At 66.7% G+C, this 25,564-nt stretch carries 29 protein-coding genes, 2 tRNA genes and 1 riboswitch; of the genes, 10 read left to right on the forward strand and 21 right to left on the reverse strand.

From position 1 onward, the window contains the following. Positions 1-2: 2 nt before the first annotated feature. The 3 genes from ACQP1O_RS13190 to ACQP1O_RS13200 all read right to left on the reverse strand — a co-directional run bounded on the left by ACQP1O_RS13190 (position 3) and on the right by ACQP1O_RS13200 (position 1,568). Positions 3-317 carry a DMT family transporter gene (locus tag ACQP1O_RS13190; RefSeq protein ID WP_433566091.1) on the reverse strand — a complete coding sequence of 105 codons (315 nt, stop codon included), beginning with the start codon at positions 315-317 and terminating at the stop codon, positions 3-5. 9 nt (positions 318-326) lie between these two features. Then, positions 327-389: riboswitch (guanidine-III (ykkC-III) riboswitch) on the reverse strand. 85 nt (positions 390-474) lie between these two features. Then, entirely contained in the window at positions 475-672 is a 198-nt protein-coding gene (locus ACQP1O_RS13195; RefSeq protein ID WP_433566092.1) for a DUF397 domain-containing protein, read from the reverse strand. Then, a complete protein-coding gene (locus ACQP1O_RS13200; RefSeq protein WP_433566093.1) occupies positions 669-1,568 on the reverse strand; it encodes a helix-turn-helix domain-containing protein in 900 nt (299 codons plus the stop codon). The genes ACQP1O_RS13195 and ACQP1O_RS13200 overlap by 4 nt, the downstream gene beginning before the upstream one ends. A 142-nt stretch (positions 1,569-1,710) precedes the next feature. On the opposite strand from ACQP1O_RS13200, the gene ACQP1O_RS13205 reads away from it, so the two are divergent. Further along, on the forward strand, positions 1,711-1,914 hold the full coding sequence (locus ACQP1O_RS13205; RefSeq protein ID WP_433566094.1) for a hypothetical protein: 204 nt from the start codon (positions 1,711-1,713) through the stop codon (positions 1,912-1,914). 4 nt (positions 1,915-1,918) lie between these two features. Next, positions 1,919-2,143 carry a hypothetical protein gene (locus ACQP1O_RS13210; RefSeq protein ID WP_433566095.1) on the forward strand — a complete coding sequence of 75 codons (225 nt, stop codon included), beginning with the start codon at positions 1,919-1,921 and terminating at the stop codon, positions 2,141-2,143. A 351-nt stretch (positions 2,144-2,494) separates the two neighbouring features. Here ACQP1O_RS13210 and ACQP1O_RS13215 read toward each other — a convergent pair whose 3' ends face one another. The 3 genes from ACQP1O_RS13215 to ACQP1O_RS13225 are packed head-to-tail and all read right to left on the reverse strand — an operon-like array spanning position 2,495 to position 5,409. After that, positions 2,495-3,508, reverse strand: coding sequence for a hypothetical protein (locus ACQP1O_RS13215; protein WP_433566096.1), 1,014 nt, complete (start codon positions 3,506-3,508; stop codon positions 2,495-2,497). Then, positions 3,505-4,839 carry a Dyp-type peroxidase gene (locus ACQP1O_RS13220; protein WP_433566097.1) on the reverse strand — a complete coding sequence of 445 codons (1,335 nt, stop codon included), beginning with the start codon at positions 4,837-4,839 and terminating at the stop codon, positions 3,505-3,507. The genes ACQP1O_RS13215 and ACQP1O_RS13220 overlap by 4 nt, the downstream gene beginning before the upstream one ends. A 9-nt stretch (positions 4,840-4,848) precedes the next feature. Continuing rightward, positions 4,849-5,409, reverse strand: a complete 561-nt coding sequence (locus ACQP1O_RS13225; RefSeq protein WP_433566098.1) for a hypothetical protein — start codon at positions 5,407-5,409, stop codon at positions 4,849-4,851. Between the two features lie 199 nt (positions 5,410-5,608). Here ACQP1O_RS13225 and ACQP1O_RS13230 point away from each other — a divergent pair, with 199 nt between their 5' ends. From ACQP1O_RS13230 to ACQP1O_RS13240, 3 genes are all read left to right on the forward strand, one after another. Continuing rightward, positions 5,609-6,316 (forward strand): hypothetical protein, encoded by a 708-nt coding sequence (locus ACQP1O_RS13230; protein ID WP_433566099.1) that lies wholly within the window; start codon positions 5,609-5,611, stop codon positions 6,314-6,316. Beyond that, positions 6,313-6,798 (forward strand): hypothetical protein, encoded by a 486-nt coding sequence (locus tag ACQP1O_RS13235; RefSeq protein ID WP_433566100.1) that lies wholly within the window; start codon positions 6,313-6,315, stop codon positions 6,796-6,798. The genes ACQP1O_RS13230 and ACQP1O_RS13235 overlap by 4 nt, the downstream gene beginning before the upstream one ends. Before the next feature lie 443 nt (positions 6,799-7,241). After that, on the forward strand, positions 7,242-7,418 hold the full coding sequence (locus ACQP1O_RS13240; protein ID WP_433566101.1) for a hypothetical protein: 177 nt from the start codon (positions 7,242-7,244) through the stop codon (positions 7,416-7,418). A 124-nt stretch (positions 7,419-7,542) separates the two neighbouring features. Here the strand turns inward: ACQP1O_RS13240 and ACQP1O_RS13245 are convergent, their stop codons facing one another. The 4 genes from ACQP1O_RS13245 to ACQP1O_RS13260 form a co-directional block, all read right to left on the reverse strand. Further along, a complete protein-coding gene (locus ACQP1O_RS13245) occupies positions 7,543-8,364 on the reverse strand; it encodes a YceI family protein (protein WP_433566102.1) in 822 nt (273 codons plus the stop codon). After that, positions 8,361-11,051, reverse strand: a complete 2,691-nt coding sequence (locus ACQP1O_RS13250) for an MFS transporter (protein ID WP_433566103.1) — start codon at positions 11,049-11,051, stop codon at positions 8,361-8,363. Before ACQP1O_RS13250 ends, ACQP1O_RS13245 begins: the two co-directional genes overlap by 4 nt. Beyond that, positions 11,048-11,572, reverse strand: a complete 525-nt coding sequence (locus tag ACQP1O_RS13255; protein WP_433566104.1) for a MarR family winged helix-turn-helix transcriptional regulator — start codon at positions 11,570-11,572, stop codon at positions 11,048-11,050. Before ACQP1O_RS13255 ends, ACQP1O_RS13250 begins: the two co-directional genes overlap by 4 nt. A 315-nt stretch (positions 11,573-11,887) precedes the next feature. Beyond that, positions 11,888-13,018, reverse strand: coding sequence for a PucR family transcriptional regulator (locus tag ACQP1O_RS13260; RefSeq protein ID WP_433566105.1), 1,131 nt, complete (start codon positions 13,016-13,018; stop codon positions 11,888-11,890). A 141-nt stretch (positions 13,019-13,159) separates the two neighbouring features. Between ACQP1O_RS13260 and ACQP1O_RS13265 the strand changes: the two genes are divergently transcribed. Beyond that, the gene (locus ACQP1O_RS13265) at positions 13,160-14,704 is read left to right on the forward strand and encodes an acyl-CoA synthetase (protein ID WP_433566106.1); all 1,545 of its coding nucleotides are present in this window, start codon (positions 13,160-13,162) and stop codon (positions 14,702-14,704) included. Between the two features lie 185 nt (positions 14,705-14,889). Here the strand turns inward: ACQP1O_RS13265 and ACQP1O_RS13270 are convergent, their stop codons facing one another. The 3 genes from ACQP1O_RS13270 to ACQP1O_RS13280 all read right to left on the reverse strand — a co-directional run bounded on the left by ACQP1O_RS13270 (position 14,890) and on the right by ACQP1O_RS13280 (position 16,975). Beyond that, positions 14,890-15,201: a hypothetical protein gene (locus ACQP1O_RS13270; RefSeq protein ID WP_354836769.1), complete on the reverse strand. Its 312-nt coding sequence runs from the start codon at positions 15,199-15,201 to the stop codon at positions 14,890-14,892. A 68-nt stretch (positions 15,202-15,269) separates the two neighbouring features. Beyond that, positions 15,270-15,896, reverse strand: coding sequence for a hypothetical protein (locus tag ACQP1O_RS13275; protein ID WP_433566107.1), 627 nt, complete (start codon positions 15,894-15,896; stop codon positions 15,270-15,272). Positions 15,897-16,165: 269 nt separating this feature from the next. Continuing rightward, on the reverse strand, positions 16,166-16,975 hold the full coding sequence (locus tag ACQP1O_RS13280) for a PIG-L family deacetylase (protein WP_433566108.1): 810 nt from the start codon (positions 16,973-16,975) through the stop codon (positions 16,166-16,168). Between the two features lie 296 nt (positions 16,976-17,271). Between ACQP1O_RS13280 and ACQP1O_RS13285 the strand changes: the two genes are divergently transcribed. Then, on the forward strand, positions 17,272-18,030 hold the full coding sequence (locus ACQP1O_RS13285; protein WP_433566109.1) for a dienelactone hydrolase family protein: 759 nt from the start codon (positions 17,272-17,274) through the stop codon (positions 18,028-18,030). 67 nt (positions 18,031-18,097) lie between these two features. On the opposite strand, the gene ACQP1O_RS13290 is transcribed toward ACQP1O_RS13285, so the two are convergent. From ACQP1O_RS13290 to ACQP1O_RS13300, 3 genes are all read right to left on the reverse strand, one after another. Then, positions 18,098-18,658, reverse strand: coding sequence for a dihydrofolate reductase family protein (locus tag ACQP1O_RS13290; protein WP_433566110.1), 561 nt, complete (start codon positions 18,656-18,658; stop codon positions 18,098-18,100). A gap of 384 nt (positions 18,659-19,042) precedes the next feature. Further along, positions 19,043-19,669 carry a hypothetical protein gene (locus ACQP1O_RS13295; protein WP_433566111.1) on the reverse strand — a complete coding sequence of 209 codons (627 nt, stop codon included), beginning with the start codon at positions 19,667-19,669 and terminating at the stop codon, positions 19,043-19,045. Between the two features lie 549 nt (positions 19,670-20,218). After that, positions 20,219-20,755: a winged helix-turn-helix transcriptional regulator gene (locus ACQP1O_RS13300; protein ID WP_433566112.1), complete on the reverse strand. Its 537-nt coding sequence runs from the start codon at positions 20,753-20,755 to the stop codon at positions 20,219-20,221. A gap of 58 nt (positions 20,756-20,813) precedes the next feature. Between ACQP1O_RS13300 and ACQP1O_RS13305 the strand changes: the two genes are divergently transcribed. The 3 genes from ACQP1O_RS13305 (at position 20,814) to ACQP1O_RS13315 (ending at position 22,442) form a co-directional block, all read left to right on the forward strand. Next, positions 20,814-21,458: a dihydrofolate reductase family protein gene (locus tag ACQP1O_RS13305; RefSeq protein WP_433566113.1), complete on the forward strand. Its 645-nt coding sequence runs from the start codon at positions 20,814-20,816 to the stop codon at positions 21,456-21,458. Positions 21,459-21,535: 77 nt separating this feature from the next. Continuing rightward, positions 21,536-21,916 (forward strand): VOC family protein, encoded by a 381-nt coding sequence (locus ACQP1O_RS13310; protein ID WP_433566114.1) that lies wholly within the window; start codon positions 21,536-21,538, stop codon positions 21,914-21,916. A 163-nt stretch (positions 21,917-22,079) separates the two neighbouring features. Continuing rightward, on the forward strand, positions 22,080-22,442 hold the full coding sequence (locus ACQP1O_RS13315) for a hypothetical protein (protein WP_433566115.1): 363 nt from the start codon (positions 22,080-22,082) through the stop codon (positions 22,440-22,442). Positions 22,443-22,465: 23 nt separating this feature from the next. Here ACQP1O_RS13315 and ACQP1O_RS13320 read toward each other — a convergent pair whose 3' ends face one another. The 5 genes from ACQP1O_RS13320 to ACQP1O_RS13340 all read right to left on the reverse strand — a co-directional run bounded on the left by ACQP1O_RS13320 (position 22,466) and on the right by ACQP1O_RS13340 (position 25,449). Next, positions 22,466-23,578: an FAD-dependent monooxygenase gene (locus ACQP1O_RS13320; RefSeq protein ID WP_433566116.1), complete on the reverse strand. Its 1,113-nt coding sequence runs from the start codon at positions 23,576-23,578 to the stop codon at positions 22,466-22,468. Positions 23,579-23,715: 137 nt separating this feature from the next. After that, positions 23,716-23,790: transfer RNA gene (locus tag ACQP1O_RS13325), tRNA-Val, on the reverse strand. A gap of 14 nt (positions 23,791-23,804) precedes the next feature. Next, positions 23,805-23,880, reverse strand: a tRNA-Gly gene (locus tag ACQP1O_RS13330). A 115-nt stretch (positions 23,881-23,995) separates the two neighbouring features. Further along, complete coding sequence (locus tag ACQP1O_RS13335; protein ID WP_433566117.1) at positions 23,996-24,868, reverse strand: DMT family transporter; 873 nt, start codon at positions 24,866-24,868, stop codon at positions 23,996-23,998. A gap of 89 nt (positions 24,869-24,957) precedes the next feature. Next, the gene (locus tag ACQP1O_RS13340; RefSeq protein WP_433566118.1) at positions 24,958-25,449 is read right to left on the reverse strand and encodes a MarR family winged helix-turn-helix transcriptional regulator; all 492 of its coding nucleotides are present in this window, start codon (positions 25,447-25,449) and stop codon (positions 24,958-24,960) included. Positions 25,450-25,564: the final 115 nt, after the last annotated feature.

Genomic DNA, 25,564 nt, shown 5'->3' on the forward strand with positions numbered 1-25,564 from the left:
GGCTAACCGACGAGCTTCAGCCCCATCACGCACGCCACGATCCCACTCAGCAACAGCAGCTTGACCGCACTGACCGCGGCCCCGCCGGTAGCCATCGAATAGACGACGGTCAACACCGCTCCGATCCCCACCCACACCGCGTACGCCGTCCCCACGGGCAGCCCTCGCATGGCATAGGCCAGTCCCGCCATACTCAGCACCAGCGCCGCCCCGAACACCACCGTCGGCCCGAGCCGGGTGAACCCCTCCGACTTCCCGAGCGCGGTGGCCCACACGGCCTCGAAAACCCCGGACACGACCAATATCAGCCACGACACGACAACCTCCACAGGCCGTCTTGTCGCACACCGGGTACGGCTCCCTCGTCCGGGTCCCCAACCGGGGACTACCTACACGATGGCAAATATTCAGCGACCAGGGCAACTTCCCCATCGGTGATCTCGGCCTCCATCCGCCGAGATCACCAGCCGCATCTCAGCGCCAGATCCCACTACCGAGAAACCGATCCCACTGCTCACCGGAGAAAACGAGCACCGGCCCACTCGGATCCTTCGAGTCGCGCACGCCAACGACGCGCGCGGCCTCACCGATGAACGCGATCTCGACGCACTCGTTGGCGTCGGCTGATCTCGACGACTTGAACCACCTGGCATTCGAATGATCGGTTATCACGCCGTGTGCTCCTTCGCGATGTCCGACATCAGATCTCTGGTGTCATTCTCGCTCAACGCTACTCGCCGAATACTCGAGATCGCCTTCTTGAACCGATCGATCACTCGGCCGCTCTCGAGGTAGAGCGCCCCTTCCGCTCCATCGATGTAGACGCAGGGTGGTTCGATCAAATGGCATGAGAGGGGTGGAAATTCGAGCATCGTGAACGACAGGATGACGAGACCCTCGTGTGTGTTCTCGTTGAACGGCACGACTCGGATCGAAACGTTGTCCCGCGTGCCGGCCTCACAGAGGTAGCGCAGTTGGGCAGCCATCACCGTCGGCCCCCCGGGCCTGTGGCGCAGGACGGCCTCCGACAGTAGTGCATCCATGCGGTAGTCCGGTTCTGCGATGCGTTCCTGCCGCCGTGCGGCGAGTTCCAACCGGCGCTCAACATCGACTTCCGAGAGGTCCGGGTGAGTGGCGCGAATAATCGCTCGGCGATACTCGCGCGTCTGCAACAGGCCCGGTACAAGGACGAGTTGGTGACTGACCCAGTGATTACTCGTCGCTTCGAGTCGCAGGTAGTGGTCGAAATGCGGCGCGTACTGGTCGGCGTAGGCCTGCCACCACCCCTTGTACGAACCTTGGAGCTTGGCGGCCTTGTCTTGCTGCCGGACCTCGTTCCACATCTCCAGTGCCTCTTGCCGGACGTCTGGGCTGACCTCGTACAGATCCAGTAGCGACTTCAGCTGTGGCGTAGTGACTTTCGTGGGCAACCCGTCCTCCAAGCGCACCAATGTCTGCTTGGAGGTGTCTATTTGCAAGCTGGCGGTTAGCAACGACGCTCCGACATGCTCACGGAGCCCGCGAAGAAATCGACCGAATGCCCGTTTGGGAATGGTGGATCCGACCATTTCGTTAGCCTCGCTATCTGGGGAGTGCCTTTCGTGGGGTGGTCCATCGTGGAACGCCAACGTAATTCGTTGAAGCTCTTCCGCAAGGGTGGCTGTGCAATCACAGTGGAGTCAACCGAGAATTCGCTACGAGGAGGTCGAAATGCCCTGGGACGCATGGGCGCTGCTGTCCATCATCGTGGTCTGCGCCGCCATCACCGCCCGCACCGCGTGGGACTCGTACCGCCTCGGCCGCGAGTCCCGCCACGCCACCCTCCGACTGTCGCTATCCACGGGCGGCCACCTCGACATCCCCTGCCCGCCAGGTCATCCCACCGGCAGGCACAGCCCCCGCGCCTCGAGGTAACCCCATGACCCCCGCTGAAACAGCCGTCCTCGCCGCCCTCCACCCCGACCGCACCCTCACGGCCCCACAGATTCAGCAATCCGCCGTGCTCACCAGTTACCGCACCCGAAACGCCCTCTCTCAGCTCGAATCCCGAGGTCTCGTGACTCCCAGCCGCCCCCGCGGCCGCTACCGGATCACCCCCCGCGGCCGACTCGCCCTGTCCACCAAGTCCCGCCGCTTCGCCTGAGCCAGAGCCCCGGCGAAGTCAGGTATCGCGTGGTATGAACAGCTGCTTCGTGGTGAGAGATGCTGGGGGATGCGGAGCCGAACGGGCACGGCAGTTTTCGAGATGGTCACGGTTCCCGTACCGGTCGAACATCGAAAGACACTGCCGTGCCCGCTCGTTCATCCTTGCCCAAATGCCGTAGCCGGTGTCGAATCGGCCGCGGATTCGCCGCGATCGGGGACCCGAGTTCGATATCAACGAAAAGCTCGTGATCGCGGCCTCGCGATGACACCGGGCTCTCCGCCGCCCGATTCACCCACCGTCATGGGCTCGTCAGAGCTGTTCACCCGAGCCTCGCCGTGTGGTGCCAGGTCATTTCATGGTGGCGAGGTTGTGCCAGAGGTGTCTGAGGCTGTCGGTGCCGCCGAAGAGCGTGGTGAAGTTGGTGGAGTCGATGAGCACGATGTCGCCGGCGCGCGGGCCGGCGGGCGGCATCCAGATCAAGGCGTTGAATTCGGTGTTTCCGGCGGCGGTGAAGGGATGCGGTCGGTTGGGGTCGACACGCTGGCCGGCCAGCACACGGAGCGAATCGCTTGCGGGCGCGGTGAGTTGGTAGTGCGGCAAGTGGGGGTGGAAGTTGAATGTGGTGACCTGGTCGAGGAGCCGGGGTGTGTCCAGATCGCGGAACGCGGTGACGGGGGCGATCTGATCGGTGCCGTCGACCACCGCCGGGCGTAGGCCCCAGATGTTGTGCACCGGCACGTCGAGCGCTTGCATCAGCGAGCGCGTGTACTGCCCGAATCGTTGCTGGCGGGGCACGAGCGGGTCGCCGTGATGTTCGTATTCGATCTGTCGCTGCGCGTAGTCGTCGGTGAAGCCGACGTCGTGGTGTGGCGCCAGCAGCAGGCAGGTGCCCTCGCGTCGCAGCCATTCCCGGATGGCGTCGATCTCCTCGGGTGCGGCCTGTTGCTCGGCGAGGACATGATCGAGTCCGAACACCAGCAGGGTGTCGGTATCGGCCAGGATGCGTTCGTCGATGGGCAGGGTGTAGCCGGCCTGATCGATGCGCTGGAAGACCGCGACGGGATGACCGGTGGCCTGCCCCGCCAGCTGTTGGAAGTCCAGTGTCGAGCGGTGGAACAGCTCGAGGGTGCCGGCGATACCCTGCAGGAAGTGCGCTTTGTCGTAGTCGGGGGTCTCGTAGGCCGGCCAGGTGACGTTGCGGACTTCGGTCATGGTGGAGAAGCGGTTGTACATTTCGGCGGGATCGCGTTGGGCTTCCCAGGGGTAGCTCCACGTCCAGTAGATGCTGATCCGCCGGCGACCGTCGGCCGCGCGCGGAACATGGCCCTGGTTGTAGGTGCGTGCCGTCGGCAAACTGCTCATGAGGTCACCTCCGGGTTTCCGAGCGTGGCCAGGTAGCGCAGGGCGCTGATACCGGGCAGGAAGAAGTACGCTCCGCCTTTGAGAGTGGTGAAGGCGGGCAGGCCCTTGAACACCTTTCGGATCGGCCGCTTGGGGATGGTGAATTCCAGGGTGCCGTCCTGGGCGCCGCAAATGGGGTCGTGCTCATTGCCGAGCTCGTGGAATGCCTTGTCGTTGATCCAGACGTTCTGGGCGAACTCGAACTGGCGAACCAGGCTGGCGCAGATGATGAACGCGGCGATGCCCCGGTCCGCGCCGTCGTCGGGCGCATCCTCGGGCAGCGCCGGTCCGTAGGTGGCGCCGCGGCGAATCATCCTGCGCCGGTTCATGTTCACCGCGGTGTCGCGCGGGTTGAGTCGGCGCGCATGCGATCCGAGCGGCACCGCATAACCGTGCGGGTCCATCTCCTTGTAGTCGAAGTCGTTGTTGCGCAGGGGATCTGCGCCCAGTTCGGGATCATCGTGGTCCGGTGACAGCACCAGCGGCGCGCCGCTGCGCCACCGGCCCATGAGTTTGGCGGCGAGGAGTTCCTGCCCGTCCGGGGTGTCGGCGTTCTCACGCAGGAAGTCCCGAAATGCACCCACGTGTTCCTGCAGCCGCCGGTAGGCCATGTAGCTGCCGTTGCGGGACAAGACCTCCGGCTGTGGCAGCCCATAGGGTGGCCCCTCCTCGTCGGGGTAGCCCAGGATGAATTCACCGGGTTGCAGCGGCGCGCCGGAGCCCGGGGTCGGTTCTTCCCCGGAGCCTTCGATCACCGGCTGGGACAGGCGATCTCGAAACCCGAAGTGGTCGTGGGCGTAATTGAACGGCGGTGTCGCGTTCAAATCCAGGAACGACAACCGGCGCACACCCGCACAGCCGGCCACCAGTTTCTCGTGTTCGGCCGTGCAGCGTTGTCGTTCGTCCTCGGTGCGGGCGAACAGGATTGCGATGGCGTGCAGGTCGGCACCGGCCAGTCCGCCCACCCAGTTGCCGGGATGATTGGCGCCGGTGTCGCCCAGGATGTCGGCCCGGGCGGCCATGCCCTCGCGGAATTCGTCGGGAAAGGTGGCAAGCGCTCGGTCCGGAACCCCGAGCGCCCGCAACCCATTCCAGGTGAAGGCCAGTGTGACCCACCGCTGCGAACTGTCCATCGTGGCGCGCACGTCCGCGGCCGACTGCACCCGGTCCAGCAGCGGCGTCAACCAGGCCCGGCCCCCGGCGGGGTCGTCGAAGGACAGGAACTCATAGCGGCCGGTCACCGCCGGGGTGCGGGTCAGCAGAATGTGCTGAATATCGTCGAGTTCGAGCATGGCCCCGGGCTACTGCATCTGATCGAGCATGTCGGAGAACGCCGCCTTCGCCCGCAGTGCCTTCTTGATCTCGTCAGCGGTGGCGTAGGGGTACTCGCCGTACTCGAGGAAGCTCGGAAACTGGTGTTTGCGAACGAATTCCACGAACGACTCCGGATTTTCCTTCCAGTCCTCCGGGAATCCCTCGAGGTTGGTGAACACGGTGTCGATACCGGTCTGCGAGAACAGCGTCACGGCGTCCTCGGTGTACTTGTCGAAATCGGTATCGAAGATGCCCTGATACTGGAAGTACAGTCCGAATCCGACGTCGAACAGCAGCCACCGCAGATAGTGCAGCCGGAGCGGTGCCAACACGTCCGGGCTTGCGGCCACCGCGTCTTGGATCCGCTTGCCGTGGGCGCGGATGGCCTCTTCCCGGCCGGGTTTCACCTTTGCGATGATCGAGAACCCATAACAGGCCGGGGTTCGCGGATAGGTGGGACCGTATCGGCCGCGCTGCAGTTCGAAGTAGCCCTCCTTGGGAATGGCCAGCGCTGCTGGTTTACTCCAGTCCTGATCGGCGGTTGGCATGTCGCCCTCACCTTTCGCAGTAAGCCACCTGGTTGAGACCGTGTCGTAACCTGCACTCGGCACCGAATACGGATGCCCCGAATCGTCAGAGGTCAATGGTAGAAAACTGTTGTCGATTTGTTGGGATGCCGGCCGCGATACACGGTGGCGATACCGCCGAATTCCCGGGGCAGGCAACCCATTCTGGCACGATGACCCCATGCCGACTCCGTCGCAACACAGCAAGCCTGCGCCGCCTCCGGGCCAACTGTCAACGCCGCGAGCCGCTGCACTGGCCGGGGTGCTCTTCGCGGTATTGCTCGGAACAACGCTTGTCCTGATTCGCATTACAATGCCCGACCACGTCGAGGATTCGGCGCAATGGCTGCAGACCCGGCACAGCGCGCTCATCACGGCGACCGTGCTGATGCCATTCGCCGGAATCAGCTTCCTGTGGTTCATCGGTGTCGTCCGCGACGGGTTCGGAGATCACGAGGACCGGTTCTTCCTGTCGGTATTCATGGGCAGCGGAGTGCTTTTCCTCGCGATGATGTTCGTCGCGACCGCTGGTGTCGCCGGCCTCGTGACGAGCAACGACAGCGTCACCGATCCGGCCGCCCGCACCGAGGTGATCAACTTCGGCAGGATGATGGTGATCTCGGCGAGCCAGACCTATGCACTGCGGATGGCCGCGGTATTCATGATCTCGCTGGCGACGATTTGGTTGAAGACCAGGCTGATGCCCCGTTGGCTCGTCGCGCTCAGCTACCTGGTCGCCGTGACGCTGCTGATCAGCAGCGAGTTGAGCCGGTGGCTGACGCTGGTGTTTCCGGTCTGGGTGCTCGTGGTCAGCGGCTTGCTGCTGGCCCGCGCCGGACTGATCGGCGAGCAGCGCGGCGAGGGCGATCGGTCTCGGAGGCTTGCGTGAACGAGTCATCTTCGCCGCGTTCGCCCTATTTGGGGTGGCTCTACCGCGCGGTCTCGGACCGACAGCTGCAATACGAAAATCTGCTCTGGCAGGTGCCCGCGGTCAGTCTGACCGCTCAGGCCTTCCTGTTCAATATCGCGATGGGAGCAGGCAACGAGCCCGTCGCGCGGATCGCATCCTCGCTCCTCGCGTTGATCGTCTCGATCATCTCGATCATGCTGATGGCAAGCCATCGCCTCGCCGGCCGCAAGGATGAGCTCTGGCTGGAGCGTTTCGAACAGGATGAACTCGACGTGGGAGCCTGGGGCGCACACGGCACGGTATTCGCGAGGCAACAAGACATCGCCGACCTGGACGCAGGGCTTGTGGGCAGGCTGATACCGATGCGGCAGATGTTCAAGGTATGGGTCGTCGGACTCGGCTGCTTCGGCTTGGCCGCCGTCTTCATGATCCTGCGGACACTGATCGATCTCGACCATTGAGCAGTATCAGCTGGTCGGCCGGTGTACCTACGAATGGAGACATCTGGCCCCTAGCGGACACCGGCCGATCGCGGTTAGCCTGAAGATCGTCCTTTCTTCAAAACTGTGGAAGGACGTCGCTTCGGTCGAATACAGCTACCGGAGCCGCCAGGTCGACGCCGTCGTGACAGTGCCTGGCACCGGACCATTCCGCACAGTGTCTGGTTCGGCAACTTCACCGTGTGGCTATCGCTCGTCATGTACGACCATGACAATCGGTCGGGGTCGAGAACGACGAAGTGCGTCATGAGCCGCTTCCGAGGGCGGCGCAGCGGGCGACGGCAGTCATACGGATGTCTGCTTCAGCAGACTTCGCCGGTCAATCACCAGCGCAGCGGCTCGGCGGCAATCCCCCGAGGTTGCCCGGCTGCACTGGACAAATCACTCGACATCGAGGAACAGATATGTCCAGCAAAATGATCAAGTTCGTGGCCGCAATCGCTATTGCCCTGCCGTTGGGCGTTGTCGCAGCTCCGGCAGCTTCGGCCGCGACGCCCAGTTCGACATCGACCGCGGTTATTCCCGCGGATGGATCAATTGCTATCTGCTTCCCCCTGGGCAGTGTGGTCTGGTGCATCTGAGACCAGGGGCTGACGCCTCCGCATAGTTGGAAGGAGCTGCAAAGATACTGTGGCATCCCCGGATTCCGACTTTGGGCCGGGGATGTCCCGATACTCACCAGCAGACATATCGAACGCGTCCACGCTACATCGCGGGCAACCGGTCTCCCTGGACGAGCTCAATGTCCAGTTCGATACGGACGGTGGTCCCCACCGCGGCGATGCCCGCCTGCACCATGACGTTGTAGTCGAGCGCGAAATCCTCTCGGTGCAGGAGGGTTTCGGCGTGGAATGCCGCGCGGACCCCGCCCCACGGGTCGGGGCCGTAGCCGCCGTAGGTGACCGCGAGTTCGGTGGGACGGGTGCGGCCGTGCAGGGTCAGGGCGCCGGGCATCGACCAGCCGGTCGGGCCGGTGCGGTGTAATCCGGTGCCACGGAAGGTGATCAGCGGATAGCGCTCGACATCGAGGAAGTCAGCCGACCGCAGGTGGTCGTCGCGCATGGCGATGCCGGTGTCGACGGTGGCGGCCTTGATTTCCGCGTATCCGGTGGTGCGCTCGAAGATCTCGGCGATCTCGAGGCGGCCGCCGACCTCGGCGAAGCGGGCCTTGATGCCGGCGATGCCGAGGTGGCGGGCGGTGACCAGGACGGTGGAGTGCGCCGGATCGATGGTCCAGGGGCCCGGGGGCGGGGTGGTGACCGCCTCAGCGGAGCGTTCCAGGCGGATTTCGCCGAGTGCGCCCGCGCCGGTGGCCGAGATGCGGGCGATCAGGGCGACCGGCTGGTGGCCGGGTGCGGTGACGACGGCGGTGTGCGTGCCCGGGGGCAGCGGCGCGGTGCCCGCCGCCCCGGTCGCATCGGCGGCGGCCCGGGCGAGCTGGTGGCCGTCGAGGTCGGTGACGGTGAGTACCGCCTCGGCGACCGGCCAGCCCTCCGGGTTGCGGATCTCGGCGGTCAGGCCGGTCACGACAACTCCGCGGCCGGATCGGAACCCGTTGCGTAGAGGTCGGTTTCGCCCTGTGCCGCCGGAACCCTTTCGGGCCCGGTGCTTTCCAGGTCGTAGCCGAGCTCGACGGAGTGCTCGACCTCGCCGCCGAGCACGGTCACCCGGCTGGTCACCGGCGGATAGCCGCGGGTGACGACGGTATACGCGCCCGCGTCCAGATCGGTGAGCGTGTAGTGGCCGTCCGCGTCGGTGCGGGTGGTCCCGACCGGCGTGCCCGCCGCGTCCAGCACGGTGACCTCAGCGTTCGCCACCGCCTGGCCGTCGCCTCGGACCGTGCCGGTGAGCGCCGCCGTCGGGGTCAGTTCGATGTCGTAGCGCAGCAGGCCACCGGCGGGCACCACCAGTGCCGTGGCTGTCGGGCGCAGGCGTTCGGCCGCGGCCACCAGGGTGTACGTACCGGCTTCGACGCCGTGGCAGACATAACCGCCGTCGTCACCGGAGATGGCCGCGCCGACCACCTCGCCGTGCAGATCGGTCACCGTAATGGTCACGGCCGCAAGCGGTTCGCCGCCTGTGGTGCGCACGGTGCCGGACAGTTCGCCCGAACCCTCCAGCGTGAGGTCCAGTTCCGGCGACCGCCCGTTGATCGACACGTTCACCGCGGTCGGCATGTGCCCGTTCGCCGAAGCGATGAGCACATAGCTGCCGGTAGCGGGCGAGTCGATGCGATAGCGGCCGTCGCCGCCGCCGGTGGCGCGCGAAACCTGATGCCCGCGTTGATCGATCAGGGTGAGCGCCGCAGCGGGAACGGGGCTGCCGTCCGTCCGCTGGATCCGGCCGCCGATCGACGAGCCGTCCGCCCCGCCGAGTGCGGCGGTCGCGATCCGCTGTGCCGTCGGGTCGTCGGCCGTCGACGCCCGCTCACCGGCGAGCAGAGCGTGGCCGTCCGCGATGACGTTGTGCCCGTTGGCAATCGAGCTGTGCGCTGCCGCGGCCGCGGCCAGCACCGGCTCGGGCTGGGAGATCGCCTGGGCGGCACCCTCCCATATCTGATCCTCGGCCCACTCGGCCTCGGCCTCCTGCGCCGCGACCGCCGGATCGGTCTGCGCGGCCAGGGGATCGGTGGCCTGGGCCGGAGCGGCCGGAGCCTCCTGCAGCGGGATCTCCTTCATGAACAGCAGCACTATGCAGGCCACCAGGGCCACTCCCGCCGCGGCCCAGAACACACCGTGCATCGAGTTGGTGAACCCGATCAGAATGGGGTCGCGCACCTGCGCCGGCAGCGCCGCGATGCCCGCGGTATTGGACTGCACGCTGGAGAGCTTGTCGGCCGAGAATCCGGGCGGCAGGTGCCCGCCGAACGCGTCGGTGATCTTGTGCGGCAACAGGTTGAACAGGATCGTCAGGAAGACCGCGACGCCCAGCGTGCCACCGACCTGCCGGAAGAAGGTCGCCGCCGCGGTCGACACACCCATATCCGAACGCGGCCCGGCATTCTGCACCGCGATGATCAGCGTCTGCATGCAGCCACCCAGGCCGAGACCGATGATGCCGCCGTAGACCAGCGGCTGCCACAGCGCGCTGTCGTAGTGCACCGTCGCGTACAGCGCACCGCCGCAGGCGATGATGAACGTGCCCAGCACCGGCAGGATCTTGTACCGCCCGGTGCGTTTGGTGACCTGACCGGAGACCAGCGATCCGATCATGATGCCCGCCACCAGCGGCAGCATGAGCAGACCCGCCTTGGTGGGCGAGAAGCCGCGCACCACCTGCATGTACAGCGGGACCATGGAGATCGCGCCGAACATGGCGATACCGACGATGAAGCCGCCCACGATGCACACCGTGAAGGTGGAATTCTTGAACAGTCGCAAGGGAATCAGCGCGGCGTCCGCCATCAGGTGCTCGACGATGAGGAACAACACCAGGCCGACGAGTCCGATGGCGTAGCAGACCATCGCCCTGCCCGAACCCCAGCCCCAGCCGCGGCCCTGTTCGGCGACGATGAGCAACGGCACCACGCAGATGGCCAGCGCCACCGCGCCGCCCCAGTCCACACGCAGGTCACGCCGCTGGTGCGGCACGTTCAGCACGCGCGCCACCACACCGAGTGCGAGCACGCCGATCGGCACGTTCACCAGGAACACCCAGCGCCAGCCCTCGATCCCCCACAGATGGTCGAAGCCGGAGAACCAGCCGCCCAGCACCGGCCCGAGCACGGTGGCGATACCGAAGGTCATCATGAAATAGCCCTGGTAGCGGGCTCTTTCACGGGGCGGCACGATATCGCCGATGATCGTCATGGCCAGCGACATGAGCCCGCCCGCGCCCAGGCCCTGGAAGGCTCGGTACCCGGCCAGCTCGTACATGGAGGTGGCGAACGTGCAGGCCGCGGAGCCGATGACGAACAGCCCGATCGCGGTGAGGTAGAAGGACTTTCGCCCGTAGATGTCGGCCAGCTTGCCATAGAGCGGGGTGCTGATGGTGGCCGTGATCAGGTAGGCGGTGGTGGCCCAGGCCTGCTGGTCGAACCCGTGCAGGCTGTTGGCGATCTTGACGATCGCCACGCTGACGATGTTCTGGTCCAGCGCGGCCAGGAACATGCCCAGCAGCAGGCCGGACAGGATGGTGAGGATCTGCCGATGCGACAGTTGGAGTGGAGCGCCTGCCGGTGCGCCTGCGTGCGCGTCGGTCGTCGCTGTTGTCATGTGTCGTTGCCCTGTTTCGAATCGATTGTTGCGGTTGTCTTTTCGATGCCGTCCACGAGTCGCGCGAGCAGACCGGTCAATGCTGCCCGGTCGGCGGTGGACCAGTCGGCCACCATTTCGGCGATCCAGAGATTGCGCAGCCGCCGGTTCTCGGCGAAGACGCGCTCCCCGTCGGCGGTGGCCTTGAGCACGCACGCGCGTCCGTCGATCGGATCGGCGCCGCGCTCGACCAGCCCGTGGCGCACCAGGTTCCGGCTCTGCCTGCTGATGGTGGAGATCTCGGCGTGCAGCAGCTCGGCGAGTTTCCCGGTGCGTTGCGGCCCGTCGTGGACCAGGGTGAACAGCATGGCGTAGGCCAGCTGTTCGAGTCCTTCGGGACCGTGTTTGATCACCCGATGCTTGGCCCGGCCGACGGCTCGCAGGAGCCGAACCAGTTGCGCCCCCAGCGCGTCGGCATCCCCCAGAGCCCCGGCGTCCGACAGGTCGGCGCTGGTATCGGGATCGTGGGCGGTGTGAGCCATTATCGGTTCCTTCTCACACTTACTTAGCACGTGCAACTACTTGCGTGTGCCAACTATACCCACGCTCGCCCGCCGGATTCCAGTCCCGGGTCCGCGGCCATCGCCGCGAACCAGAAGCGCGGCCGGGAAATTGGTGCGGCAGGCTGCGCCGCTCCCGGCGCGCCTCACCATGCCATGGGGCCGGCACCTGCGCACCCAACCCGCCCGGTGCGGTGGTCTCGACGCCGGCACCGATATCCCGGCACCGCAGTATCCCGGCACCGCGGGAGCCGCCGCTGCGGCGGGCCCGATGGGTTCCGCACCCCGGTGGCGGGCTCAGTCGTGACCGGTGGCGCGGCGGTGCTGGATCGCCCACCAGACCTGTAGCGCGGTGCCCGCGCCGCGCAGATCGGTCGCGGCGAGTTCCTCGAAACGGGACAGGCGATAGCGAACGGTGTTGGGGTGCACGATGAGTCGCTCGGCGGTGGCGTCGACCCGCATGCCGGTGTCGAGGAAGCTCTCGGCGGTGTCGATCAGGGTGCGGGCGGCCTCGCCGGAGCCGAGCGGGTCGAGGTAGCGGCGCACGAGTTCGGCGCCCAGCTCGGTGTCGGCGGCGATAGCGGGCAGCAGCCCGACGCGATCGAGGTCCAGCGGGCCGGTGAGGTCGAACAGCTGGGCGGTGGCGAGGACCCGGGTGGCCAGGCGGAAGGAGCGATCCAGGTCCGCGATCCGCGTGGCGGGGCCGTAGGCGATCAGGCGAGACCCCTCGAGCCTGCTGGAGTTTTCCACAAAGCCCGCGAGATCGCCGTCCACCGTGGTGACATACCCGCGCGCGGTCGAGATCCCTTGCAGGGCAGGCATTGTCGGTCCCGAGTCCGGGCGGGCCCGGTACGCGCGGTACTCGCCGTCGACGTCGAGACCGAGCTGCTGGGCGCGAATCTGCAGCTCCGCCGGGCCGATCGTGCCCAGCAGCAGGGCGCGGGTGACCTCGGCGCGGAACTGCTCGTCATGGCGGGCGAGCGCGATCTCGACCTCGCGATGGGCGGCGCTGAAGGCGATGGAGGCCTGGTCGACGAGGTCGAGGAGGTCGGTGATGGCCCCCAGCAGCACGCGGTCGGGAACCTTGCCGGCATGGGCGGCCGCGGTCAGCTCGGCCAGGATCTCGCGCACCGCGATGCGCCAGCCGTTCTGCACGTCGGCCAGTGAAATGCCCTGGCGGGCACGGGTTTCACCGAAATCCCGAATGGCGTCCAGGTCGTCGGCGAGGAGCGGGCGGGATTCGAGCAGGGCCCGGGTCAGCCGCTCCAGGATGTATTCGGTGCTGCGTACCACGGTCGTCGCGGACAGGCGGGCGTAGTCGGGCATCTCGGCGCGGGCCCGGTCGACCACACGCTCGGACGTCTCGGGGACCCGGTCCAGGACCCCGGTGATCATCCGCTGTTTCGCGCTCGCGCGACTCGAACCCATGGTGTCCAGACCCTACGACCGGTGTCTTGGAGAAATCAACAATCGGGCGACCTCGAATTGAACCCCATCTCCATGGCGCACGTCACACTGCCCGCGAATACTCGTGACACCGACCACAGTTGTTCGACGAAGGGTTACCCGATGTACCTGACCCAGGGGCTGCACCGCGCCGCCCAGCAGCGGCCCGACGGTGTCATGACCATCTGCGGCGAGCGGACCCGCACCAATCAGGAGGTGCTGGATCGCGTGTCCCGGCTGGCCGGCGCCCTGCGCGGGCTGGGGGTCGCGCCGGGGGACCGGGTGGCCATGCTGTCGCTGAACTCGGACCGGTACCATGAGTACCTGCTCGCGGTGCCCTGGGCCGACGCGGTGCTCAACCCCGTCAATATCCGCTGGAGCGCCGCCGAAATCGCCTACAGCCTGGCCGATTCCGACAGCCGCGTCCTTCTGGTGGACGACGCCTTCGCGGCCCTGGTGCCCGCACTGCGGGAGCGGTACGACGGACTGGCCACGGTGATCCACTGCGGTGACGGTGCGACGCCCGAGGGCATGGAGTCCTACGAGACGCTGATGGCCGCGGCCGAGCCCATCGCCGACGCCCGCCGCGGCGGTGACGCGCTGGCCGGAATCTTCTACACCGGTGGCACCACCGGATTCCCCAAGGGCGTCATGCTCAGCCACGCGAATCTGATGACCTCCGCGCTCGGCGGCGTCGCCACCGGCTACCTGATGTCCCAGGACACGGTGTTCCTGCATGCCGCTCCCATGTTCCACCTGGCGGACCTGGCCGGTTGGCTGGGTGTGCTCATCGTCGGTGGCACCCACGTGACGGTTCCGGCCTTCGACCCCGTGGCCGTGCTGAGTTCCATTCGGCAGCACCGGGTCACCTCCAGCGTGCTGGTGCCGGTCATGATCCAGCTGCTGGCCGATCACCCACAGGCGGCCGAATTCGACCTGTCCAGCGTCGAGCACCTCATGTACGGCGCGTCCCCGATTTCGGAGGCGGTGCTGGAGCGGGCCATGCGGCTGTTCCCCCGCGCCGGATTCGCCCAGGCCTACGGCCAGACCGAGGCCTCGCCCATCATCACCCTGCTCGGCCCCGGCGAGCATCGGGCCGGCCGGTTGCGTTCGGCGGGAAAGGCGGTGCCGCACAGCGAAATCCGCATTGTCGACGGCGACGGGCAGGATGTGCCGGCGGGTGCGGTCGGCGAGGTGGTGACCCGCGGCGGCCACGTCATGCTCGGCTACTGGAACAAGCCCGACGAGACCGCCGCCGCGCTCCGCGCGGGCTGGCTGCACACCGGCGACGGCGGCTACCTCGATGCCGAGGGCTTCCTCCACATCGTCGACCGGTTGAAGGACATGATCGTGTCCGGCGGTGAGAACGTCTACTCCGCCGAGGTGGAGAACGCCGTCGCCGCGCACCCCGCCGTGGCCGCGGTCGCCGTCATCGGCATCCCCGACGACGAATGGGGTGAACGCGTCCACGCGGTCATCGTCTGCAAGCCCGGCCATTCGGTGACCCCGGCCGAGATCCGCGATCACACCCGACAGCTCATCGCCGGCTACAAGGCCCCGCGCAGCGTCGAGATCGTCGACGCCATGCCGGTGTCGGGAGCCGGAAAGATCCTGAAACGCGACCTGCGCGAACGGTATTGGGGAGACCACGCGCGCCTGGTCAACTGACGGGTCGAAGCCCTGCCGGGTCGGCGACGCATCGCAGGCCGCGGGACGTTCGGCGGCGATGAAGAACTGGCGGATCCAGCTCGGAACGATCTGCCGGGCACCGTCTTCGGGAACGCGTGGAATCACACTTCGGGCCGGGACGCGCTAGGTGTCCCGGCCCGAAGTGTGCTGCGGAGCAGAAAGAACTACTGGCCCGTCTGGCAGACGCCGTTCAGGATCGCGGCGTTGTTACCGACCAGCGCGACGTCGCCCTTGGCCAGCGCGTCGGCGTAGTTGTCGATCGCCCACCGCTCCTGGCCGCCGGCGTCGATGGCGTGCAGGCGGTCGGCGGCCTCCTGCTTCTGCTGCGGGCTCGGGCCGAGCGAACCGTAGCTGGCGAGGATGTCGTTGGCGGCCTGGCAGGCCGGGGTCAGGGCGTTGGCGGTGCCGGCGGGCAGCACCAGCAGGGCGCCCACGGCGCTGGCGGCCAGCAGGGCGGAAGGCAGGATCTTGCGCATTCAATCACTCCCAAGAGATCGTGTGCGGTTTGCGCCTCCGAGTTTGCCCGATGCCCGCCGAAAATCGATCACCGACATCTGCTCAACGGCCCACCATCGGGGCTGATTAGGGAGAAATCCCCCAATGGTGTGCGACTCCCGGGCATCGGACGGGCGGCTCGCCGCCCGATCGCGGCTCGCCGCACAATCGCGGCTCGCCGCACAATCGCGGCTCGCCGCACAATCGCATGGGCGGCTCGCCGCCGTGAATCCACGATGTGTGCGGTCGGCCGCTCCCCGCCTGGCGCGGGCTCGGTGTGTCGCCGGAGCGCACCGGGGTGGATCGCCTGGAGGCGGCGGGTGCGGCACGGTCCCTCGGAGCTCCCCGGCGGACCGTCCGCCCCGTCCGTTCCTGTTTGGTGCTGCCGATCCCGTTCGGCGATTCGCGCGAACAACCGCACCACGACATCCTCGAGCCGCAGGCCGAGCGATTCGGCCCGCAGCGCGGCCATCTCCAACGCGAAGTCCCGGTCAGCGGGGGCGGGGTCGCTCAGGATCTCGTCCAGCGCCATCCCGTCGATGGCCTGCTCCCGGGTCAGATCCCACCCCGGCAGCCAGCTCAACACCCACGTGCCACCGCCTGGGCCGAACATCAGATGCGCGGTCTCGGGCGTCATGTCGCTGGTGATCGCGCGACCGGATATGCGGAGCGCCATAGCCTCTCACCCTCTCGATCCCCTCGAAATCTACGGGTGCAGCCTTGAAGATCGCTATCGAATTGCTTGCCCCGCATTGCGACCGAAGGTTGTCCTCCGGCCCTGCGGCAGCGTGCGTTCCCCTGTATCAAGATTACTTGCAGCGGGCCGATGCGTAAAAGACGCGATGATGTGAGGCGGGTACGCAGCGTCTGCATACGTTGCCGAGTCCACGAAGTCACGACGGCCGGAACAACCGCCGTGACTGTGCGGAACAGGGGCTACGCCGGTCAGCGGAGGCCGGCGAAGAGGTCGGTTTCCTGGGTGGGTGCGGCGACGCGGTTGAAGTGGCGGACGAAGGATTCGGTGGCGAAGATCGAGTGCTGTAGTTCGGCGGACATCTGCAGGAACGGCACGCTGTCACTCTGGCTGACGTGGGCCTCGAGCGCCTTGATCTTGCGCCGGGTATAGGGGGCCACGTCCACGACGGTGGTGATCTGATCCACGGGCGTGCCGAAGTTGTCCGGCGGCTCGAAGTCGATCAGGCCTCTCGCCCGCAGATCCGCGAACATTTCGCGGGAGGATTCGCGTGGAAGCGCGGTGTAGTAGAGCTTGTCCGGGATATCGGTTGCCGATGCTGCCGCCACTGCGACACGGTTGGCCTGGATGTGGTCGGGGTGGCCGTAGTTGCCGTTTTCGTCATAGGTGACGACCACCTGGGGACGGTAGTGCCGCATGAGGTCCGCGAGTCGTGCGGCCGCCTGATCGACCGGAATATTCCAGAAGGCCTCGGGGTCGTGGTTGGCGTCCCAGCCGTCCATCCCCGAATCGCGGTAGCCGAGCAGTTCGACGTGCTGGATGTCCAGCAGCGCGGCCGACTCCTGAAGTTCGGAGAGTCGTTGCGCCCGTACGGCATTCGCATCATGGCCCGGCAGGCCGGGCTTGATCCCGCCGGGCGCATCGCCCTGCTCACCATTGGTGCAGGTCACCAGTACCGTCCGGATTCCTTCGGCGGCATACCGCGCGAAAACCCCACCGGTACTGAGGACTTCGTCGTCCGGATGAGCATGTACGGCCATGATCGTCAGTTGGTCGGCCATGTTTCCCCGTCCGTGTGTGCTCGGCAGTTCGGTGCATTCACTCCAGGAATGAACACTTCGACCCGGAGCGGTGATTCCCCTGCCTCGAAATCGAACGGCGACCAGCGCCGGGATCGGCACGTGTACCCCGCTGTATCACCGGGTGTTCGACATCATGAGTTGTCGGCGAGGCGGGGGACGGGGTGCTTGTTGTCGATGTGCACGTCGTGTCATTCGTGTCTGCCCGCCGCCGAGTCGAATCGGCCGATCTTGAATGAGGTACGTTCGAAAGGGGGACGCGACAGGAGGATTCGACGATGACTGCTGTGCACGGGATGTCGGTCGACATTCGGACACCGGACGGTGTCGCGGACGCGTACGTCGTCCGTCCCGACGATGGCGCGGCCCATCCGGGAGTGCTGGTGATCCAGGACGGGTTCGGGCTGCGGCCGAGCCTGCGGGCGCTGGCCGATCGTATTGCCGCGCACGGCTACACCGTCCTGCTGCCCAACGCCTTCTACCGGCACGGGCGCGCACCGGTGATCGAGCTGCCGGACTTCATCGACCCGTCGGAGCGACCGGAGATCTTCCAGCAGGTCTTCCCGATGATCCGTGAGCTGACACCGGAGCGAATGCGTTCCGACGCGGGCGCCTACCTCGACTGGCTGGCAGCGTGGCCGCAGGTCGCCCCGGGGAAGGTCGGTCTCACCGGCTACTGCATGGGTGCGCGGCTGGCGGTGGTGATCGCCGCCATGTTCCCCGACAGGGTCGCGGCGGTCGCCGGATTCCACGGCGGACCGCTCGTCACCGACGGCCCGGAAAGTCCGCACCTGACCGTCGGAAACATCACGGGGGAGCTGTATTTCGCCCATGCCGGCGAGGATCACCACATGACTCCGGAGCACATTGCCCAGTTCGACAAGGCCCTCGATGCCGTCGGTATCCGCCACCGCACCGAGGTCTATGAAGGCGCGCAGCACGGCTACACCCAGGCCGACACGTCCGCCTACGACGCCGAGGCCGATGAACGGCACTATCGCGAACTGCTGGACCTGTTCGACCGCAACCTGCGCTGACACCCGATTCGGCTGAGCCCCACGATGAGTCACGCATCGGCGAATCGGTTCCCGTCGAGCGCCGAACTCACCGCACGCGTTGGTAGCGAAGGTAGACGACCTGGGAGCTCACTGTCCGTGACTCGATCAGCCGCAGGTCGAGGGGCTTGTCCAGCGGCGGGAAGTACGGGGTGCCGCTGCCGAGAATGACCGGCCGTACGAACTGGTGGTATTCGTCGATCAGGTCCTCGGAGATAGCCGCCGCGGCAAGCCCCGCCCCACCGATGGCCACCACGCCGCCGCCCAGCCGGTCCCGCAAGCGGCGGACCTCGGTGCCGATGTCCTGGGTGGCCAGCCGCGCGTTGCCCGCCACCGAATTCAGCGTCCGCGAGAAGACCACCTTCGGAATCGGCCGCCAGATCCGGGCGAACTCCAGGTCCGCCTCGTCGGACATGGTTTGCTCGGCCGTCTCCCACACCAGCATCTCCTGATACAGACGGCGTCCGCACAGGTGAGCGGCGACATCACGGGTCTGCTCCAGGTGAAATCGCATCTGCTCCGCGTCAGGAGCGGTCCAGCCGATGTCACCACCCGGTCCGGCGATGAAACCATCCAGCGACACGCTCATCGAGTAGACGACAGGCAACATCGATGTCCTCCTCAGCGGCTGGACAATGCGTTCGAGCAGGCCGAGAACCTGATCGAGACCCTCGGTCCACGTGCCGGAGCCCGCGAGCGGGAGGGGCGTCGGCTTCGTATTCCCAACCGAGCGTGGACATCCGGCGGCGAAACTCTTCGGTACCTGGGCCGGTGCCGTCGTAATCGCCTGCACCCCAACCGAAATAGCGGAGTCGCAGGCGGGAGAACCAGATGAGACAGTTGTCCTGTGATGCGGGGACCAGGAGCCGGACGGTGGAGGAAGGCAGCATGTGCAGCACTCATCTCGCCGTGAGCGATGTTCCGCGTTGCCATGGGCCTCGACGCCGGCCGCTCGGACGGGCGGCGCCGGAGTACCGGCGCCGCCCGGTGCGGGTTAACCCACCAACTCGGGGACGCGCAGGTGTGCGAGCGCCAGTTCGAACTCGCCGACGTCGGTCACTTCGACGCCGGCCTGCTGGGTCGTGGATGCCCGGAGATCCGCGGCGTCCATGCTGTTGCGAGCCATGGCCTCGGCGCTGTCGAACGAGGCACTCGAGACAGCGGTCCCGGTTGCCCGGTTGACCATGAGACTGGCACTGCAGAAGCCTTCCAGCCCTTCCATACCCGGCAAGGCAGCAGATCGGTAGACGTTGATGGCCGAGTCGAGCTGATTCGGAGTGGTCCGGGTCCAGATCGCACGCACGCAGGCACCCTCCTGTGCGAGGTGGTCCCGATGCAGAACGGCGATATCCCATTCCTCGACCAGCGGGCCGCCGCCCCCGAACATCTCGACCGCGCGATCGCGAATCGGGCGAACTCGACCCTGACTGTCACGCATGGCCTCTTCCGATTCCCACGCGGTCGTGGCGATGCACCGGCCGGAGCGTCGGTCGACCATGAGCGACAGGCCCACCCAACCGGGCATGTCCGCCAATTCGGACATCACTTCATCGCGCATGTAGGCAATCCCGGCATCAATAGAGGACAGCTGCGCCTGAATCGTGCTAGAGCGTGCGAACACGTTCGATCCACCTCCTCTGAGCGGGGGCAGCGCCTCGGTGACGCCACCGACGCTCCTCAGCCTGCCCCGGCAAGATCGCTGTGGCAATAGCCTGGTGGCAAACGCCCGGCAGCCACGGCGAACACCGGAAACGGATCACCCGGCGAGCGTTCGACAACGGTTTCCGATGCCCCGGCCGACGCCATCAGCGGGCATCGAGCCCAGCACGTTCGCGCGGTTGACGAGTGCGTCGCACACAACACCTGCCGTCGAGATTCGGCCGCGATCGCCGCCGCTCCGCAGATGAAACAGGTGAGTTGCACGGTCTCGGTGCGCCCCAACGGGGGTCATTGTCGCCTGGCGGGATCGAGGCCGGAATCTGGTATCCCGCAACCGATTCCGATGCCTCGCCGCCGGCGCCGCGTGATCGGTGCGGGCCGACGCCGGGCCGGCGTTGCCGTCGGCCCGGGTCTGTTGTCGCGGCAGGTCAGAGGCTGCCGGTCGAGGAACCCCGGCGGTGCCGGCGGTGGGTGACGCAGTTCCTGCTGTACTCCTGAAACTCCGCACCCGCTATCCGGTGGCTTCCTGTTCTCGGCGGACTGCGGCTTCGTAGGCGGCGGTCAGTTCCGACAGGACGCCGTCAGTCGGGCGTGGTGCGCCGTGCAGGTGGATGGCACGCAGTTCGGCCATGAATCGCTCCCACAGGGCGGGGCCGCCGGCGGCGAGGAGTTCGGCTCGCACCGTCAGTTCCGGGGTCGTGTCGAGCCATCGGGCACCCCAGGCGCCGAGTTGAGCCATGACGGGCACGAGCTGGATCGCCGCTTCGGTGAGGTGGTATTCGACCTTCTGCCGGTGGCTCGGATCGTCGTCGCGGGTGAGCAGGCCCGCGTCGACGAGTTTCGACAGCCGCGCCGCGAGGATGTTCGAGGCGATGCCCTCGATGGATCCGGAGAGCAGTTCGCGGAAGTGGGTGGCGCCGCTGAACATGATGTCGCGCAGGACGATCAGACTCCACCGGTCCCCGAGCAGCTCGACCGTCATATTGATCGGGCAGCCCGACTTGCCCGGGGGCGTCGTCAGCTTGTCATGAGCAACTGGTTGCACCATGAGATCAGTCTAGGTACAGTCCGAACTGATTGCAGATTGCAACCAGAAGGGATTGTCGATGGCGCAGATGGTTCGGGTTCACAATTTCAATCTCTCCAGCGATGGATACGGTGCCGGTGAGGGGCAGAGCCTCGCGCACCCGTTCGGCGATGCCGACGCGACCGCGCTGTTCTCCTGGTCCGGCGCCACCGCCCACGGGCCCACCCGGACCGAGCCCGGCGGCAGCTACGGCTTCGACGACTACTGCACCCGGGAATGGCACCGCAATATCGGCGCGGAAATCATGGGCCGCAACAAATTCGGCCCCCAGCGCGGCCCGTGGGAGAACTACGAATGGGAAGGCTGGTGGGGAGAGGAACCGCCCTTCCGCACACCGGTATTCGTCCTCACCCACCACGTACGGCCGTCGATCACCCGGGGCGCCACCACATTCCACTTCCTGAACACATCGCCGAAGGACGCCCTGGAACAGGCTCTGGAAGCCGCCGAGGGCAAGGACGTCCGCATCGGTGGCGGAGTGGCCACGGTCCGGCAGTTCCTCGACGCCGATCTCATCGACACCCTCCATTTCGCCGTCGCGCCAGTCGAATTCGGCCACGGCGAAAGACTGTGGACCAGCCCCGACGAACTCACCGACCGCTTCCACCTGGAGCAGATCCCAAGCCCGAGTGGCGTGACGCACCACTTCTTCTGGCGCCGATAGGTCGAATCAGCTGACGGTGCCGCCCGGGCGTACGGGGCGGCACCGACGCCGACGGGGTCCCGCCGACAGCGGCAGCGGTGACGTTGCAGGACACTGAAGTGATGGTTGATCGCTGGGTCGGGGTGACCATCGACTGCGTCGACGTCGAACGGGTGGCGGGCTTTTGGAGTGCGCTGCTGGATCGGCCGCGAGGGCCCTCCGAACCGGGCTGGGTCTATCTCGGAGATCCCGGAGATCAGCAGCCTCGCATTGTCTTCCAGCCGGTAGCCGAGCCCAAGCACGGCAAGGTGCGCGTGCATCTCGATGTCGCGGTGGACGATATCGATCAGGGGATCGCCCAGGTTGTCGCGCTCGGTGGAAGATGGACGGGGGAGCGGCACGATTATGACGAGGGTGTGGTCCTCGTGATGGCTGATCCCGAGGAGCATGAATTCTGTCTGGTCCAGTACCGCTCGTAGTTCGGGGTTGTCCCGCCGACCGCGATTGAACGGATCATCCCACCGATGACGGATTCGATGACCAATTCAATGCCCTACTGCGAGATGCCAAGTCCCTGTTAGAGTTCGCCGCCGTCTTTGTTCTCGGGGGTGGCGGGCATTCGACAAGAGGAATGGGTCGGGGATGAAGCGTGTGTTCGGGGTGGGGTCGGCCGGCGCGGCGGCGTTCGCGATGGCAGTGGGTGTAGCGGCTGCGGCTCCCGGCGATGTGAGCAACGGCGACCCGAACGTGATTGCACAGCAGCAGATCCGGCACGTGTCGGTAGGAGTGGACATCCCATCCGACATGTGGGTCTTCTCGCCCCCGGCCGCCGGGCTCGCCTGCTACTGGGGTTACGTGCCGTACCCCGGCTATGACGCTCAGGGCAAGCCGTACTCGCCGTGGACGGACACACTTCACGTGGTCGGACCCGGCGGCTGGACCGAACGCCTGGACCCCGGTTCGGTGATCGAAACCAACTGCTACATGCACCGATCCGGAGTGTGATCCACCCTCGAAACGCCGGTGAATCAGGTTGCCTGTTCCATATCCGGGGACTGGGCGGGCCGCCGCCACGTGCCGAGCAGGCGACTGCTGGCCGTGCGCAGGAGCTGGACCGCGGTCGAATCAGGCGCAGCACCCAGTACCGCATCCCGAAGCGCCGCTGAGGAAGTCGATCCGGGCGCGGTCAGTCGCATGCCGTGGCGGGAGACGAGACTCATCGCGGCAACGCGGCGGCGCCGGATAGCCGAGTATCGCGCCAGGTTCGGCGCGCAGTCGGCCACGACCACCGCATCCTCCAGGGCCAGGCAGGCACCCTGCCCGAGGGTTGGGCGCATGGCGTGCCCGGCGTCGCCGATCAGGGCGACACGGCCATTCCAGAGCTGGTGCGGCACAGTGATTTCCAGCAGTTCGCCGGTGACGATCCGGTTCGGGTCGGCGGTTGCGATCATGGCCGGCACCGGGTCCGGCCAGTCGAGGAAATGATCCAGTGACATGATCGGGGAGCGGGCCGCGGCGAACAGCATGGTGCGGTCACCGGTCATGGGAACGACTCCGCACTCGGCATGGCGACCCCACACCAGCCCGACGTTCTCGGGCGCCGGGCGGTCCAGGATCCACCGCCAGGCTGTGATGCCCGTCCGCCGCACCGGTCCCAGGCGGGGCCACAACGCGGAGCGGACCCGGCTGTGAACGCCATCGGCCGCGATCACGATGTCATAGTGCGCAGTGTCGCTTGATGTTCGGATTCGACCGGTCTCGTCCACGGCGACGACCTTCGTACCCAGGCGCACGGATTCGGCCGGGACCGCCGCCGCCAGCATCGTGATCAGATCGGCCCTGCGCATCGCGACGACACCGCCGACGAAATCATCGATCCGCGCGTTGATCAGGACCCGCCCGCGCTGATTGCGAACGGTGCCAGGACGATCGGAGATCAGCTGGGTGCGTACCTCGCGTCCGACACCGAGCATGTCGAGAGCGTGAAGTGCATTGGCCGACAGGATGATCCCCGCGCCGACCTCGGTGAATCGCTCCGCCTGCTCATAGACGGTGACTTCCCACCCCGCCGCACGCAGCGCGATGGCCGCACCCAGCCCCGCGATCCCGCCCCCGACGATGCCTGCCCGACCAAGGCTCATGACTCACCCCCGCTTCTCTACTACGTGTGATAGTAGGCGATAGGGCGGGTGGAAACAGGTGATCCGAGTGTCAGGTCACAAGTCGATCGAAACAGCAGAACGGCCCGGCGATAACCGGGCCCGATCTGGTCGAACGTTGGTGCGCGATACTGGGATTGAACCAGTGACCTCTTCCGTGTCAGGGAAGCGCTCTCCCGCTGAGCTAATCGCGCCGAAAAATCCCCCGTGGAGCGGATGACGGGATTCGAACCCGCGACCCTCACCTTGGCAAGGTGATGCGCTACCAGCTGCGCTACATCCGCGTGCTCACCCGGCCTTGTGGGCCGATCGGCTTGCGGGACAGAACATTAGCCTATGGGTGGGTGGTTAATGCAAATCGCCAGGAAAACGGGGGATTTCGGGCGTGGCGGGCGATGGTCAGTCGGTGGCGGTCCGGGGTTCGGGGGCGGGGACGGCCTGGGCGCGGGAAAGGCGCACCGCCGCAACGCACATGACGACGACCGACGCGGCGACGAAGGCGGTGCCGACGGGGCCGGAGCGCAGCCGCTCGTCGAGGACGGTCATGCCGAGGAAGGCCGCGCCCAGCGGTTCGGCCACGGTGAAGGCCGGCAGCGAGGCCGACAGTGGGCCGACCTGATAGCCGCGCTGTTGCACGTACAGGCCGAGCATGCCGCACGCGGCCAGGATGTAGAGCTCCCAACTGGTCAGTGCGGTGCCGATTCCGACCTGGAAAAGCTTGGTGACAATCTGGGTGAGAGCGGCGGAGATGCCGAACAGAAGACCCGCGGCCGTGCCCAGCAGCAGGGCTTGCAGGGTCGGCACGCTCACCGTGGTTGCCACCGCGATGCCCGCGACGATCACACCCAGCGTCAACCCCAGCGGCAGCATCCATCGATGCCAGGTCGCGTCGGTCACCCCTTCGGTCGGGTCCCCGACCACCAGGAAGCAGGCCAGCGCGATCGACAGCGCCGCCGCCTGCATCCACATCACCGCCGTCACCCGGCGGCCGCTGTAGTGCGCGGCCAGTGGCAGCGCGAACACCAGCGCCGTCACCAGGATCGGCTGGACTACCAGCACCGAGCCCATTGCCAGCGCCGCCACCTGGAACGCGAAACCACCCGCGTCCCCGATCAAACCCGCCACCCACCGCGGATTCCGGATCAACTTGGCGAGCAGCGCATCCCCTTCGGGCACATCCGCCGCGGCCCGCTGCTGTGCCACCGCCGACACCGCGAACAAGATCGCACCGATGAACGCACAGACCACCGCTGCCACAGGTAGGTTTCCCACCCGGTTAGTCTGCCCGACCAGCCCATGCCGGTCGGTCGCCAGGGGCCCCTACCAGCGGAATGCGAGGCGGTCGACAGGCAGGATAGGCGTCAGCGGTCGATTTCCTCGGCCCAGGCTTGCAGGCCGGCCAGGAAGCCTCGGCGTTCCTCGGCGCCGAGCCGGGACATGGCGCGCAGCAGGGCGTCGGAGCGGCGGTTGATGAAGGTGGCCACATCGTCGCGGCGGTCGTCGGGGAGCGACAGCAGAGTGCGGCGATTGTCGTCCGGGTCGTTGTGGCGTCGCAGCCAGCCGGCCCGATTCAGTTCTCCCGCAAGCTGACTCGCGTTGGTGAGGCTGATGCCGAGGCGACGGGCCAGATCGCTCACGCTGATGCTGCCCGCGGCCAGCACCTGGGCCAGGACCGCACCGTGGCGATTGCCCAGCCCGTCCGCCTCGAAGGACGTGCGCAGGGTCGAGGGCATATCGCCGTGGGCGCGGCGGAAATGCGTGGCGATGAGCGGAGCCAGCGCCTCGAGCCGCCGTTGTTCCTCGGCGCTCACCGGTGTGCCCGCGGTGTCCGCCGCTCGCGGTGAACGAGGCACGAACCCTCCGATCGATGTCGAACCGCTGTCTTGACAGAGTCAGGATACAGGTTCAAAAATCAGAACTGTTCAGAAATATGAACTATCTGCGCACCACTGACCTCTCGAAAGGCTC

The organism is Nocardia sp. CA-151230 (assembly GCF_050942175.1).
Classification (GTDB): Bacteria; Actinomycetota; Actinomycetes; order Mycobacteriales; family Mycobacteriaceae; genus Nocardia.